This window comes from Gluconobacter sp. OJB (assembly GCF_039638275.1).
GTDB classification, from domain to species: domain Bacteria; phylum Pseudomonadota; class Alphaproteobacteria; order Acetobacterales; family Acetobacteraceae; genus Gluconobacter; species Gluconobacter cerevisiae.
Map to the genome: position 1 here is coordinate 2339488 of NZ_JBDIWH010000001.1, position 13916 is coordinate 2353403.

13 protein-coding genes are annotated in these 13916 nt (G+C 60.1%); 9 read left to right on the forward strand and 4 right to left on the reverse strand.

Features of this window, described 5'->3' with window-relative positions; all coding sequences use genetic code 11:
- The 7 genes from ABDK74_RS10850 (at position 1) to ABDK74_RS10880 (ending at position 7052) form a co-directional block, all read left to right on the forward strand.
- Positions 1-1506 carry an efflux transporter outer membrane subunit gene (locus ABDK74_RS10850; protein WP_346003807.1) on the forward strand — a complete coding sequence of 502 codons (1506 nt, stop codon included), beginning with the start codon at positions 1-3 and terminating at the stop codon, positions 1504-1506.
- 32 nt (positions 1507-1538) lie between these two features.
- On the forward strand, positions 1539-2486 hold the full coding sequence (locus ABDK74_RS10855) for an alpha/beta fold hydrolase (RefSeq protein WP_346003808.1): 948 nt from the start codon (positions 1539-1541) through the stop codon (positions 2484-2486).
- 47 nt (positions 2487-2533) lie between these two features.
- Positions 2534-2692 (forward strand): hypothetical protein, encoded by a 159-nt coding sequence (locus tag ABDK74_RS10860; RefSeq protein WP_194255805.1) that lies wholly within the window; start codon positions 2534-2536, stop codon positions 2690-2692.
- Entirely contained in the window at positions 2689-3600 is a 912-nt protein-coding gene (locus ABDK74_RS10865) for a DnaJ C-terminal domain-containing protein (protein ID WP_346003809.1), read from the forward strand. Before ABDK74_RS10860 ends, ABDK74_RS10865 begins: the two co-directional genes overlap by 4 nt.
- Positions 3601-3610: 10 nt before the next feature.
- The gene (locus ABDK74_RS10870) at positions 3611-3754 is read left to right on the forward strand and encodes a hypothetical protein (RefSeq protein WP_194263195.1); all 144 of its coding nucleotides are present in this window, start codon (positions 3611-3613) and stop codon (positions 3752-3754) included.
- A 36-nt stretch (positions 3755-3790) separates the two neighbouring features.
- Positions 3791-5278, forward strand: a complete 1488-nt coding sequence (locus ABDK74_RS10875) for an oligopeptide:H+ symporter (RefSeq protein WP_346003810.1) — start codon at positions 3791-3793, stop codon at positions 5276-5278.
- A gap of 217 nt (positions 5279-5495) precedes the next feature.
- Positions 5496-7052 (forward strand): carbohydrate porin, encoded by a 1557-nt coding sequence (locus tag ABDK74_RS10880; RefSeq protein WP_346004214.1) that lies wholly within the window; start codon positions 5496-5498, stop codon positions 7050-7052.
- 87 nt (positions 7053-7139) lie between these two features.
- Here the strand turns inward: ABDK74_RS10880 and ABDK74_RS10885 are convergent, their stop codons facing one another.
- On the reverse strand, positions 7140-9377 hold the full coding sequence (locus ABDK74_RS10885; RefSeq protein WP_346003811.1) for a TonB-dependent siderophore receptor: 2238 nt from the start codon (positions 9375-9377) through the stop codon (positions 7140-7142).
- 207 nt (positions 9378-9584) lie between these two features.
- Here ABDK74_RS10885 and ABDK74_RS10890 point away from each other — a divergent pair, with 207 nt between their 5' ends.
- Complete coding sequence (locus ABDK74_RS10890; RefSeq protein WP_346003812.1) at positions 9585-10214, forward strand: POTRA domain-containing protein; 630 nt, start codon at positions 9585-9587, stop codon at positions 10212-10214.
- A 25-nt stretch (positions 10215-10239) separates the two neighbouring features.
- On the opposite strand, the gene ABDK74_RS10895 is transcribed toward ABDK74_RS10890, so the two are convergent.
- The 3 genes from ABDK74_RS10895 to ABDK74_RS10905 are packed head-to-tail and all read right to left on the reverse strand — an operon-like array spanning position 10240 to position 12822.
- Complete coding sequence (locus tag ABDK74_RS10895; RefSeq protein WP_346003813.1) at positions 10240-10827, reverse strand: DUF1643 domain-containing protein; 588 nt, start codon at positions 10825-10827, stop codon at positions 10240-10242.
- On the reverse strand, positions 10824-11372 hold the full coding sequence (locus ABDK74_RS10900; RefSeq protein WP_346003814.1) for a peroxiredoxin: 549 nt from the start codon (positions 11370-11372) through the stop codon (positions 10824-10826). The genes ABDK74_RS10895 and ABDK74_RS10900 overlap by 4 nt, the downstream gene beginning before the upstream one ends.
- 55 nt (positions 11373-11427) lie before the next feature.
- Positions 11428-12822, reverse strand: a complete 1395-nt coding sequence (locus ABDK74_RS10905; RefSeq protein ID WP_346003815.1) for a transglycosylase SLT domain-containing protein — start codon at positions 12820-12822, stop codon at positions 11428-11430.
- Between the two features lie 223 nt (positions 12823-13045).
- Here ABDK74_RS10905 and ABDK74_RS10910 point away from each other — a divergent pair, with 223 nt between their 5' ends.
- Positions 13046-13915, forward strand: a complete 870-nt coding sequence (locus ABDK74_RS10910) for an ABC transporter permease (RefSeq protein ID WP_346003816.1) — start codon at positions 13046-13048, stop codon at positions 13913-13915.
- Position 13916: the final 1 nt, after the last annotated feature.

The window sequence follows — 13916 nt, forward strand, 5'->3', positions numbered from 1 at the left end:
ATGTCCCGCAAACTCCTGACCCTTGCCCTGAGTACCTGTCTGTCGCTGACGGCGTGTACGGTGGGGCCGAACTTCACGCCGGACCGGATCAAGGTGCCCGACGCCTTCGTCGAGCAGCCCCATCCCGCCACGGCCGATGCGCTGGCGCAGTCGGCGGCGGACATGAAGGACTGGTGGTCGCAGTTCCACGACCCCATGCTCAACGAGCTGGTGGATCAGGCGATCAAGGGCAATTACGACCTGCAGATCGCCTCGCAGCACATTATCGCCGAGCGCGCCGTCCGCCGTCAGGCGCAGTCGGCCTGGTATCCACAGCTCGATGTGGCCGCAGGTGGCGGCGATGACCGTTACTCGATCAATATCGACAACTGGCCGTTGCGACCGGGCAATCCGGCCAATCACCCCGAAGCCTCGGTCCTGACCTATGGTGCGCGGGCGAGCTGGGAAGTCGATCTGTTCGGGCACATTGCCCGGCAGGTGGAAGAGCGCAAGCGGATCGTCGAGGAATCGATCGAGAACCGTCGCGGCGTTCTTCTGGCCCTGCTGGCCGAGATGGCGACGGATTATGTGACGCTGCGCTCGGTTCAGGAGCGTCTGGGCGTCACCGAACGCGCCATCGACGTGGCCGTGCGCTCGCGCGAACTGACCGAAAAGCTCTACACCCACGGTCTTGGCAACACGCTGGCCGTGGCGCAGGCGCAGACGGAAGAACATCTCGAACGCGCCCGTCTGGCGCCGCTACACGAGCAGGAAGAGCGGCTGATGCATGCCATCGCCGTCCTTGTCGGCGACATGCCGGGCCAGCTTGAGGAAGAGCTGGAAAAGCGCCGCCCGATCCCGGATCTGCCGCGCTTCCCCGACAGTCTGCCGTCGATCGTGCTGGCCAACCGCCCCGATATCCGCGTGGCCGAGGCCGAATACGCCGCCGACACCGCGCGCGTAGGCATTGCGGTCTCGAACCTCTATCCGAAATTCATGATCCCGCTCACGTTCAATCCGAACGCGTCCGCCGCCTATCAGGCGTTCCAGGCAGGTGGCATGGCTTGGAGCTTCATGATGATGGCAACGCTGCCGGTCATCCATGGCGGCCGCTACACCGCCGCGATCGCGCAGGCCCGGGCCGAGGCCGAGGGCAGCCGTCTGAACTACCGCAAGACGGTGCTCAAGGCGTTTGCGGATGTCGAGGACGCGATGGGCGACTGGCGGCATAATGCCGAACTGGTCGAGCAGCTGAATCAGGCCTCCGTCGATGCCGGCCTCGCCCGTGATCGCGCCCAGAAGCTCTTCGGGGCCGGTCTGACCGGTTATCTGAACGTGCTGACGACCGAACAGACCGCCCTGTCCGCACAGGACCAGGCCGTCGTCGGACGCCTCGCCCGCGTCCGCAACGCCGTCGCCCTCTACATCGCCCTCGGCGCCGGATGGCAGGGAAAAGCCCTCACCGACACAAGACTCCCCGTCGAAGTCAAACAGCAAAACGCCTTCGTCAGAGCCTTCACTCGGTAAAGCAGCAAAGACGCCTGAGCAGGAGACGCAGAATGAAGTCGAAGATATTTCGTTTCCTCCTTCTTCTGTCAGGTGTCTGCGGGCTGGCGCCGCATGCATTTGCGGCTGAGAGCAGCCCCGTCACGGCTCCCGGCCCTTTGGGAGTTCTGGCAGGGACGTTTGTGAATGCGGGTTCTGGCACACCTGTCGTACTGATGATCCCTGGCTCCGGTCCGACGGATCGGGATGGAAATTCGGCTCTGGGGCAGAGGCCTGCGACGCTTCGACAGATTGCGGATGGTCTTGCCACCCACGGGATTTCTTCCGTCCGGATCGACAAGCGCGGGATGTTCGGCAGCAAACAGGCCGTGGCCGACGGTAATAACGTCACGATCGCGGATTACGCGAGCGACGTGCGAAGCTGGATTGGGGTGATCCGGGCCAAAACTGGCGCAAGATGTATCTGGGTGTTGGGGCATAGCGAAGGCGGCCTCGTTGCCCTTGCCAGCGCTCAGGGACAGGCGGATATCTGCGGATTGATCCTTCTGTCCACTCCGGGACGACCGCTTGGCGAAGTCCTGCGGGCGCAGCTTCATGCCATTCCGTCGGCCAAAACGGTTCTGCCGCAGATGGATGCTGCGATTGATGCGCTCGAAGCTGGACGTTATGTGGATGTCCTGACGCTGCATCCGGGGTTGCGGGGTGTCTTTCATCCGCGGGTGCAGGATTTTATGATCGATCTTTTCCATCATGATCCAGCCTTGTTGCTCAAGGCATATCACGGGCCGGTCTTGATCGTTCAGGGCGGTGCCGATCGGCAAATTAGCGCTACTGATGATGTACCGCTTCTCAGGGCTGCTGATCCTGAGGCGACGGTCGTTCTGTTGCCCTCGGCGATTCATTCGCTGGCGGATCTGGGCCTGGTTCCAGCCGCCGATGGGTCGCTTCCGATTGATGGTGCTGTCGTGCCTGATATTGCAGAGTTTGTTCTGAAACATTGACCAGAAGCGGCAGTGGTCACACATCTGGAAATAACGGAGGATCAGAGATGGCAGACGACGGATATCCCGCAGAAGATTATCTGCGACCAAGACTGCAAGACCTGATCTCAGACGGTGTGCGGGCTGGCTTCCCGCAGGATGAAGTCATTGCGGTCCTGATTTCCCTGCTGGATGAAGGACCTGAAGAAGACGGGGAAATGAGATGAGCGACCCATATTCGGTACTGGGCGTTTCGAAAACGGCGACGGACAAGGACATTCGCAGCGCGTATCGGAAGCTGGCCAAGCAGTACCATCCGGACCACAACCCGGACGACAAGAAAGCCGAAGAGCGCTTCAAAGCGATCGGGCAGGCGTACAATATTGTTGGTGACAAGGAAAAGCGCGCGCGGTTTGACCGTGGGGAGATTGATGGCGAGGGGCAGGAGCGTGGGCCTTTCGGCGGTGGCGGTGGATATGGTCCGGGCGGGCCACGTTCGGGCGGACAGGGTTTTCAGGGCGGATTCAATCAGGAAGATCTCGGCTCCTTCTTTTCGGACATGTTCAGCGGCGGATTCAGCGGCGATTTCCAGCCTGGCGGTTCGGGCGGGCGTCGTGCTTCCAAGGGGTCAGACCGCCGTTTTGCGGTGACGATTTCGTTTCAGCAGGCTGTTCTGGGAACGTCGCTTGACCTGACGCTCGGCGAGGGAGGACATACGGAGGTCCGCATCCCGCCGGGGGTGGAAGACGGGCAGACCCTGCGTGTGCGCGGCAAGGGCGCGCCGGGGCGGCCGGGCATGGATGGTCAGCCAGGCGTCGCGGGAGATGCGCTTCTAACGATTTCCGTCACGCCTGACAGCCGGTATGTTCGTGAGGGGCGGAACCTGCGGATGACGCAGAATCTGGACCTGAAAACGGCTGTTCTGGGCGGTAAGATTGCCGTTTCGACCCCGAAGGGTGACGTTTCGGTCAAGATCCCGAAGCACTCCGATAGCGGCAAGGTCCTGCGTCTGTCCGGACGCGGGATCGGAGGCGATAAAAAGCATCCGGCCGGTGATCTGCTGGTGACGTTGCAGGTCCATATCGGTACTGTCTCCCCCGAGCTGGAGGCCTTCTTCAGCCAGCAGGAGAGCTGAAGAGATGGGGATGGTGCGTCGTGTCCGGTCGAGACTGCCGGAATGGCCGTGGAGTGATATTATCGGCGGGATTGTCGCGCTGATCTTCGTGGTGGTTCTGGGGCTCATCAGTACGCACGCACTGATCCTCGCCGGGGAGTGGCATTTGCCTTAAGGTGCCGCCCGTCTTCTGGTTTCTGACGGGTTCTGCATGACTGCTTCTTCTCTCCCTTCCGCCCCCGGGATGCGCCGTAAGGCGTTTACCGTTGTTCTGGCCATCGAACTGTGGGAGCGGTTCGGATATTACGGCATGCAGGCCGTTCTTACGCTGTTCATGGTCGTGCATCTCCAGATGGGGGATGCCGCGGCCAACCTCATGATGGGTGCCTTCGGAGCCCTGACCTACATCATGCCGCTTGTTGGTGGCGTGATTGGAGACCGTGTTCTGGGTGCGCGGCGAACCGTCGTCATGGGGGCTCTTCTGCTGACATGTGGCTATGCCGTTCTGGCCGGAGCGCTGCAGTCCCACACTTTGCTCCTGGTCGCGATGGCTCTGATTTGCACGGGAAACGGGCTGTTTAAGCCTAATGCCGGAAATCTGGTCCGCCGGATCTACAAGGACGATGATGCCGCACTCGATGCGGCATTTACGCTCTATTACATGTCCGTCAATGTCGGTTCGACAGTCTCCATGCTGCTGACGCCCTGGTTGCAGATCCGGTATGGCGCGCCTTCTGCGTTTGCCGCATGTGCGGTCGGGCTTGGGGTCGGACTGTTGTATTACCTGCTGCGGTCCAACTGGCTTGATTCCACCACACCCGCTGCCGAAAAACAGCCTGTGCCGCTGCGCAGGTTTGGGCTGGTCGGGGTTGGCCTCGTCCTCATGACTGTTTTCAACGCATGGATTCTGGGCAGTGACACGCTGGCCCGGCTTTGCGTGATTGCAGCGGGAGCGACCCTCGCCGGCATCTGGACGGCATTGTATGTGCGGGCGCCGAAGATCGAGCGTCCGGGACTGCGGCTGACCTATATGCTGTGTCTACAGGGGACGATCTATCTCGTTTTCTATCAGCAGATGATGACGTCCCTGACGCTCTTTGCCCTTCGTGGCGTTTCGGGAGACTACCGCATTGGCAGCGTGACGCTGTTTCATATGTCGGCAGGGCAGTTTCAGGTGCTCAACTCCCTCTGGATCATGGCTCTCAGTCCTGCACTGGCCTTTCTCTACAACCGGATGGGACAACAGCAGAAACAGACCTCCCATGCCCGCAAGATGATTCTTGGTTATGCCATGGTCGCCGTGGGGTTTGGCGTGTGGTGGGCAGCGGCGGCCCATACAGATGGTCTGGTTTCCCCTTGGGTGATGGTGGTGGGATATGGCTTTCTGTCTTTGGCTGAGCTGCTGACGATTGGGCTGGGGCTGGCAGTCGTTGCCTGTTACTCCCCCGCCCGTTTGAGTGGCTTTATGATGGGAGCGCTTTATTTGCTGTGGGGCATTGCCATGTATGTGGGCAGTCTCGTCGCCAATCAGGCTGCGCTGTCTCCTGAAGCGATCGCCGGAGGTGGTGGGGCTTCGCTCTATGCCGGACTTTTTCGGACATTGTGTGAAATCGCTGCTGCGGTGGTCGTGTTACTGCTTTGTCTTGAACCCCTGACGCGGCGCTGGGACCGGGAACACGCAACTGTGATCGGGAGATAACGTGCCGAAACTGTAGCGTTAAACTTTTTGTAATCATGGAGAAATCCCCAGATTAAAAAATGACGTCAGCCGTCGTGAGCGTGTCCTGAAGGACATATTACGAAAACTGACGTCTTCCATGCTCTATTCTGGACCGTTTTCGGACTGTATGACATCTCCCGGCCGCATGATCGGGTTCTGGCGGCTGTCATGGTGTCACAGGGAGACGGTTGGAAAGATGGGGAAGCTCGGACAGGATTGGACGAAAACGCTGTGGACGGCCTGCGCCATGACAGCGCTGCTTTCCGGCTTTACGAACGCCGCATACGCCCAGACGACGCCCGCCGGTGTGGTGGACGGTCATCAGAAGGCGGCGGCCAGAACCAGTACGGCGACCATGGGCACGCCGCAGATCCGCACGAAATCCATTTCCCCGGTCCCCCAGCTCGTCAAGCCGACACCCAAAGGCGTTGAGCCTGCAGCCACCACCTCCGATACAACCGAGAACCGTTTCTTTCCGGCGTCTTTTCACGACTGGCTGACCCAGAGCACCATGACGGGTGACTGGGGCGGCTGGCGGACATGGCTGACGGACAAGGGCATCAATATCGGAGGACACTATCTTGAGGACAGTGCCGGGAACCCGATGGGTGGCAAGACCAAGGCTGTGCGCTATGCGGATGAATTCGGCATCAACGTCGATTTCAACCTCAAAAAGCTCACGGGTCTGAATCTCGGCATGTTCCACACGCTGATCACGGCGCGTCAGGGACTGGGCATTGGCGCGACGCTTCCGGCGCTGGACAGCCCGCAGCAGATTTTCGGTTCGGGTGAGACGGTGCGTCTGACGCGTCTGTCCTGGGAAATGCCCTGGAACCGTTACGTGTCGACAGAAGTTGGTGAAATCAACACTGAGAACGATTTCGAGCAGTCGTCCATTTACTGGGGCATGAGCCAGTACTGCCAGTTCGAATCCAACGCGATCTGCGGTATGCCGCAGTCCATTGCGATGAACTCGGGTTATGGCTGGTATCCGACGGCGCATCCGGGCGCCTGGGTGAAATTCTATCCGGCGGGCAATGACCATTATCTGGTGCAGTTCGGCGCGTATTCGATCGACCCGACGATTTCGAACACGCATAACGGCTGGAAGCTGAACCTTCACGACGCGATCGGAACCTATATTCCGTTCCAGCTCGGCTGGCATCAGGGCGGGAAGGACGATTACAGCGGTCCGCTCCAGACCAATGTCAAGATCGGCGGGTACTGGGACACGTCCGAAGTCAGCGATGTCTATTCCAAGCTCAGCATGTTCTCCGTTCCGGCGGAGTATCTGCTGTCTGCGCCGACCCAGAAAGTTCGTGGACGGTTCGGTGGCTGGTTCCAGTTCGACCGGATGCTGGAGCGCGATGCGGCCGATCCGAACCGTGGCACAACACTGTTCACGTCCTTCACATGGGGCGATCCGCGCACGTCCGTCGCGCCGTATTTCATCACTTGGGGTGTAACCCGCAAGGGCACGTTCCGTAACCGCCCGAATGATACGATCAGCCTTGGCATGAAGATGCTCTGGGTCAATCCGAAGCTCACGATCTGGGCACGCCAGATGCAGGCTTCGGGCGCACAGGGCATCAACAAGCCTTCCGGCGAACATGCAATCGAGCTGAACTATGGCTGGCGTCCGACGCCGTGGCTCGTGATCCGGCCGGGTGCGCAGTATATCTGGAGCACCGGTGGCACGAACCGCTACAAGAACCCGCTGCTTCTGGATTTCGAAACGGGCATCACGTTCTGATCGCTCCCGATCAGGATGTCTGACATGAAAAACGCGCCGATCCCGTATGGGAGGGCGCGTTTTTCGTTTCCAGCACTGTGGGACGGATTACAGATCCGTCGTGAAGGAGAACTTGAACGTGCGGGGCATGCCCTGCATCAGATAGCCGTTGAAAGCCGAGGACCAGTAACGCGTGTTGGCCAAGTTATCGACGCCGAAGCGGAGGGTGACCGGCGTATGATGCGTCACGAACGTATAGCGCCCTGCCAGATCGAAGCGCGTCCAGACCGGGATGTGAAGCGTGTTGGCAGTGTTGACCCACTGCTTGCCGGTATTGACCACGCGTCCGACGACCGTGGCGCCCTTGAGGAACGGCAAGTCGTATTCGAGATTGCCGTTGATGGTGTAGTTCGGCACGCCGATGGCAGTATTGCCGTCCTGAAGGCCGTTTGCCGTATGCCGCAGATCGGCCTGAATGACGGTGCCGCCACCATTGAAGCGCAGGCCGGGCAGGATCTCGCCATTCAGCGTCAGTTCGATGCCCCGGTTCCGCTGCAATCCGTCTTCACGGAAGGCGAACGTGCCCGTATTGCCCAGTGCGACGGAATAGGCGTTGGGCTGTGAAATCTCATAGACGGCGAGCGCGGCGCTGAAGCGGCCCGTGTCGTATTTCGCGCCCACTTCATACTGTGTGGATTTGTAAGGCGGGAAAATTTCGCCCAGATTCACGACATTTCCCGAAGCTGTCGGCCCCTTTGACAGACCCTCGATCCGGTTGAAATACAGAGACGTCCGGCGCGTCGGATGAATGACCAGACCTACGACCGGGGTGATGGCGTCCTGATCGTAATGGTTGTTCATCGCGCCCTGACCGGTCTTGCTGTAGGCGTAACCTTTGATGAGCATGTTCTGGTAACGGAAGCCGCCTGTCAGGGCGACACGGTCGTGGAAGAAGGACATCGTGTCCGAGAAGAACAGGCTGTACAGGCGCGTGCGGTTGGTGGATTGCGGGTCATCAAGAACACCGCCGACGGTAGTTTCCGGCGGGGCAGCGAATTGCGGCGTGTTGTAGATGTTGGTCGCACCCGGTGTCCCTGCCATGGCGTAGGCGGCGGCGCTGTCTTCCCACAGTCCTGAACCGCCGGCATTGATTTCATGGCGGATGAAGCCGGTGCGGAAATGGGCGCGAACGCCCGCGCGCGTGCTTTCATTGGTCTGGTTGTAAGGTACATACATCGCGCCCGCCGTCCCTGCGCCGGTGTTAGGGTCTGTGACGGTCGGGTTGGAATAATTGCCCTTTTCATTGCTGGTGAGGGCACCAAACGCGCCATAGAGCGTGATGTTTTTCGTCAGGTCATGCTCGGCGTTCAGCATGCCGAAAACATAGTTCAGGTCATTATACGCCCAGCGCTGCCCGAAGTTATGTGATGGCGCGACAGGGCGGGGGACGGATGTGACGGCGCTGCCAAGGAAGATCGCCGGGCGGCCACCATCTACGCCCTGGTTTTCATAGTCGATATCCATCGTGACGCGGGTGCGGTTGTCGCGGTCGTGCCAGTCGAAATCAGCGCCCAGTGTCGTGGAATGGCGGTATTCGTCCGTGACGGCGTCTTGGCCGCTCTTGCCTGCGACATTCAGTCGAACGCCGAAATCCTTATCCTGTCCGAAGCGCCGACCGACGTCGATGCTACCGCCGCCCATGGCGCTGCTGGTGTAATCGCCGGTGAGGCGGGTGAGGGGGGCATTGGTTGCGTGCTTGAACAGCAGGTTGATATTGCCGCCAATGGCAGAGCCGCTGGGCGCTGCCCCGTTGAGGAACGCGCTGGCGCCGTTGAGAACCTGCACCTGATCGTAGAGTTCGGGCGAGACGAGCTGCCGGGGCGTGATGCCATAAAGCCCGTTGATCGAAACGTCATCACCGTTCACGGCAAAGCCGCGGATGACGAACATTTCCGAGAAATTGCCGTAGCCATATGTTGTGCGGACGGTCGGATCGTTTTCCAGCACCTCGCCGAGCGTCTGGGACTGCTGGTTCAGGATCAGGCTGGAATTGTAGCTGCGGATGTTGAACGGAACATCCAGCCCCTTTTTGTTGCCCAAGGCTCCGAGCTGTCCGCCGCTGCTGACCTGCATCTGGTCCCGGCGTCTGGCCCGGACAACGATTTCCTCGTCCTGACTGATCTGCTGCGCTTCGATTGGAGGCTTTGCAGGAGCCGTGGCTGTTGCGTCCGCGACGGTGGAGACAGGGGCTGCGAAAACGGGAAAAGCTGTTCCTGCCAGCAGCAGACAGGACAGACGCGCAACCTGGAGCGGGTTTGAGAAAGGTATGGAAAGCGATGCGCGCACGGAAACCTCGAAGCGAGAAGCGGTTGGAGGCGTTATTGCGATAATGAGATTTATTCGCAACTAAATTGTTGTCACCAGACGTGCTCGGATACGAAAAAGCAGGCTGGGATCAGGATTTTCCCGGCGTGATATCCGGCGGTGATTTGCCAAAGCCGGGAACTCCTGTAGCGTAAAAGTCAGAGTTTTTTTCATGACAGGAATTGCCTGATGTCCCTTCGCCCCCTGCTCGTCCGGAGTGTTCTGAGCGTCTCGCTGGCTGTTGCGTCCTTCGCCGGAACGGCTGCCACGGAGTATGCTTTTGCTGCGGTTCCGGCTCCGGATGTCCCGCTTAAGCTGATGAGTGTTGCCATTCAGGGGAACAGCCGCGTTCCGACCGCAGATATTCTTCAGGCGTTCGGATATCATGCGGGAGACAAGGTTACGCGCAACGATCTGGATGCGTCCCAGAAGCGTATCGGCGAGCTTTATTCATCCCGGCATGTCGGGACCAGTCTGGAGGAGCGTCTGCGGATTTCCGGTAATGGCGTGGCCGTCAAGGTCATTCTTGAGGAACAGGCCGCCAGTGCCCCGGCGCAGCCTACTGCTCTGGTTTTGGATCGGGTCGAGTTTCAGGGGAACAAGAAAGTTTCGATAGCTGATCTGGAAGCAGCGACGAAGCTTCGTGCAGGCGGGCCTGTTTCAAATGAGCTGATGTCCGCAGACCAGCAGGCTATTCAGGCGTTGTACAAGAGCAAGAATGTTGGAGGCGCTTTTCAGGCGCAGGCCACCTACCCGAACCATGACCAGCATGTCGTGTTGGTGTGGATTATCAACGAACATGACAAGGCTGCGAACTGACGCAGCCTGACCGCGCAAACGCCGCTCAGCCCAGCGTATCCGGGTCGAGCGGCTCTGGCGTGAGGATGGAGGGCAGATAAAGCGGATGTTCAGGACGTCCGCTCTTGCTCAGTCGCAGAGCCGTGACCCTGATGCCGTTCTGCCCCATCATGCGGGCCACCTCGGTGCCCCGCGCGCGCAGGCCCTTGGCCTGCGGAGACCCGTAAGCCAGTACGACCAGATCGGCCTGTCGGGCCATCTCCAGCAGATGGGCATTGTTGTCCGGCCCGACCGGGTCATCCACCTCAAGCAGGCGTTTCTGGTCTGTGCACCGGTAAGCAAAGCTGTTGCCGACGAACATGCCGCCATAGCCCCATGCCCGGGCGTAGCGCTGGCATTTGGCGACCGTGCGGTCATCGCCAAATTCCGTTGCGACGGACGGGTTCATCATCAGCCACATGACCATGGGGCGTTTGTTGTCCCAGACGCGGCGTAGAGTGTAGCGGTAGCAGTCTTTCGGGCCACCATAGATTGCGGTGCTGGTGACATCCGCAGACAGTTTCAGAGGGCCTGAATCGCCCACATGATGGTGGCCGAACAGATCGGAAGGCGCTGAAGTGGAACGTGCGCTCACGGGGTCTGCTTCAGGGCCTTTACCGCGGCAAGCGCGCGCGAGACATGCTCGTCAGGAGACATCGAGGCATAGCTCATGACGATATGACCGTCTGGTGCGATGACGTAGGAGGTACGGCTCGCCATGTGTAGCAGGGGCATTTTGGCGGCGTAGTTGCGGGTAATCTTGCCTGTCGGATCGGCAGCGACAGCGAAAGCGCTACGACATTCGCTGACTGAAAACCGGTTCAGCTTGTCGATTGGGTCCATGGAGATGCCGATGACGGTTGCACCCTGCGCTTTGAAGTCGGGAATGGCGTCTGCGAATTCATGGGCTTCGATCGTGCAGCCTTTGGTGAAGGCTGCCGGATAGAAATACAGGACCACCGGGCCAGTTTTGAGGGCATCGGCCAGATGATAGGTGAACTCGTGCCCTCCGAGGCTCGCAGGGGCCGAGAAATCCGGAGCATGGCTGCCGGTTTCGAGAGCGGCGTGCGCCGGAGTGATCGTCAGGGCGCCGGAGAGGGCGACAGCACAGAAAGCGATCGTTGCAAGAAAGCGGCGCATCGGGGTTTTGTATTCCTGTCAGAAAAGCGGGCCAACATGCAGCCCGGCAAACGGATCAATAGGCGCCGGGCGGAACCACGACACAGGGAGAACCGTGCGACAGACGGCGGCAGGCTGCAACCGCATTTTCATGTGTCAGCCCCGTCAAACGGGCGCGATAGAGGTGGGCGCGGCCACTTTTGACACTCTCTACCTGAGATTTGGCAGACGCCACCACGACACCGCCTTTGCTGTGAGCCGTCGAGGTGGCGAGGCTTGCCTGTCGGGCATTGGCGAAAGCGCCGACCTGAATGGCCCAGTTCCCGGCCGCATTTCCCGTTATCGCTGGGCTCCGGGCCGGAGTGGATGCAGCAGGAAGCGCCATGCGATACTGGGGACGACTGGCTGGCATGACGGCCATGATCGGCTGGGGCTGGAGATGATGTCCGATCGGGATTTCCTGTGCCGTCACGCGGTTGTCAGCCACATCGTCTGCGGGCACAGAGGCCTGACGCACGAGAGGGTGAGCGGGTGCTGGAGCATAACCGCGGGCGGCCCAGGCGGCGCTGATGCTTGTCGGCGCTTCAGACCCTGCAGCGGAAGCGACCTGAACCGGAGTTTCGGCGGGCGATGCTGCACTCTGTGGCGTCGCATCCGGTGTGTCAGAGTCCGTATCGTCAGACGCCGTTTCGGCGGGTTTCCGGTGGCTCCATGCCGCGCTGACCGCCTGCTGTTCGGAGGACGTTGCTGTCGGCATTATATCTGTAGACTGGGTGTTCTGTGCCAGCATGACCTGCGCGTTAGGGTCGTGCTGTGCGACCAGAAGATCGGCGGCGGAGCGGTTATGGGGCGCGATACCAGCAATATGCGGTCCGATCGCAGCGACATACCGGCGTGTCTCACGCGGCAGGGCACGGCCGCGACGGAGATAGCGGTCAAGACTGCCCGGACCGTCATTATACGCTGCGAGAAAGCCGGGAGAGCCATAGATGTCATACATCTGGCGCAGATAGGCCGTGCCTGCGAGAATGTTGTCATGCGGATCGAAAGGATCTTCGCCAAGTCCGTATTGCTGGCGCATGTCGTCATAGGTCGGGGGCATGAGCTGCAGGAGGCCCATCGCACCGGGAACCGACGTGATGAAATTACCGTTATGATCGAAAAGATGACCGCCGGATTCCTGCTGCATTACGGCCCGGATCCACGCATCAGGCACGTCAAAGCGGTCTGAGGCTTCGCGGATGTAGGGGCCCCACGGGTCACCGGGAGGGCCGGGAGGAGCGTAATAGGATTTCGCATGGGCACGGTAATTGGCCGCTTCCTGCGAAACCGGCATCTCCGAAGATGATCCCATATCGGCATTGTTGCCAGCGCAGGCCGCCAACAGCCCGACCAGACCGAATGCAGCGCCTGCACGGATGAGAGACAGGGTGCGGACGGGCGTCCGGGGCGGAAAGACGGGTCTGGGCATCGAGTCTGGGCACCTGAGGAAAACTGGTCTCATTACGCCAAGCATACACGGGGATTGCGGCGAAACTAGGAAAAAGGGCTCTGGCGGGTAGATTTTCTGACACAGGACTGCGCGTCGGACGGAGTGTAGCGGCAATTCATTTCCCGAATATGAACTTCCCGGAATATACACATCACTGTAGCGTCTTCTTGCCGGGACATAGGGGATCGGGTAGGCGGACAGTATGAGTGTACCTTCTCCAGTTTCCGATGCTGCACGGAACGAAGCGCCGCGCAGACAGACCCGTCGTGACACTCCTCGTAGCAGTCCTGCTGCGCGGGCCTGGGCGGACTGGAGGGAGACGCGACGTCTGTGGAAGCTGGGCGTGCGGCTCGGCTGGCTCGACATCCGGCTTCGGTATCGAGGGTCCGCGCTGGGACCTTTCTGGCTCACGATTACTTCCGCGCTGATGGTCGCCTCAATGGGCGTTCTTTACAGTCGGCTGTTCCATATGCAGCTTGCGACCTACCTGCCATTTTTATCGCTGTCGCTCACCTTGTGGAGTGTGGGGCTTTCAAGCCTGATCCAGGAATCCTGTACCTGCTTTCTGGAAGCGGAAGCCATGGTGCGGTCCGTCCAGTTGCCTCTCCTGCTCTATGCGCTTCGGGTCGTGGTGCGGAATGCGATCGTGTTTGCCCATAATATTGTGGTGCCGCTTGCCGTATTCGCCATTTATCATGTCTGGCCGGGCGTGAATGCCGTTCTGGCGCTTCCGGCACTTCTGCTTTGGGCGCTGGACGGCTTTGCCGCCTGCATGGTGTTCGGCTCGCTCTGCGCGCGTTTCAGGGATGTTGCACCCATCGTCGGGGCGCTGTTGCAGATCGTGTTTTACGTAACGCCGGTCATCTGGATGCCGCAGCAGCTCGGAGCAAAAGTGTCCTATTTGCTGTACAATCCCTTCTATCCGTTGCTGGAAATCGTGCGGGAGCCCCTGCTCGGGCATGTGCCGTCCTTGCAGATTTGGGGCATTGCGCTGGCGATCAGTGCTGTGTTCTGGCTGATTGCCGTACGCGCATTCATCCGGACGCGGGCGCGTCTGGTCTTCTGGATCTGAC

Coding starts and splice junctions, on each gene's coding strand:
- ABDK74_RS10850 (WP_346003807.1), top strand. CDS start 1: ATGTCCCGCAAACTCCTGACCCTTGCCCTGAGTACCTGTCTGTCGCTG.
- ABDK74_RS10855 (WP_346003808.1), top strand. CDS start 1,539: ATGAAGTCGAAGATATTTCGTTTCCTCCTTCTTCTGTCAGGTGTCTGC.
- ABDK74_RS10860 (WP_194255805.1), top strand. CDS start 2,534: ATGGCAGACGACGGATATCCCGCAGAAGATTATCTGCGACCAAGACTG.
- ABDK74_RS10865 (WP_346003809.1), top strand. CDS start 2,689: ATGAGCGACCCATATTCGGTACTGGGCGTTTCGAAAACGGCGACGGAC.
- ABDK74_RS10870 (WP_194263195.1), top strand. CDS start 3,611: ATGGTGCGTCGTGTCCGGTCGAGACTGCCGGAATGGCCGTGGAGTGAT.
- ABDK74_RS10875 (WP_346003810.1), top strand. CDS start 3,791: ATGACTGCTTCTTCTCTCCCTTCCGCCCCCGGGATGCGCCGTAAGGCG.
- ABDK74_RS10880 (WP_346004214.1), top strand. CDS start 5,496: ATGGGGAAGCTCGGACAGGATTGGACGAAAACGCTGTGGACGGCCTGC.
- ABDK74_RS10890 (WP_346003812.1), top strand. CDS start 9,585: ATGTCCCTTCGCCCCCTGCTCGTCCGGAGTGTTCTGAGCGTCTCGCTG.
- ABDK74_RS10900 (WP_346003814.1), bottom strand. CDS start 11,372: ATGCGCCGCTTTCTTGCAACGATCGCTTTCTGTGCTGTCGCCCTCTCC.
- ABDK74_RS10905 (WP_346003815.1), bottom strand. CDS start 12,822: ATGCCCAGACCCGTCTTTCCGCCCCGGACGCCCGTCCGCACCCTGTCT.
- ABDK74_RS10910 (WP_346003816.1), top strand. CDS start 13,046: ATGAGTGTACCTTCTCCAGTTTCCGATGCTGCACGGAACGAAGCGCCG.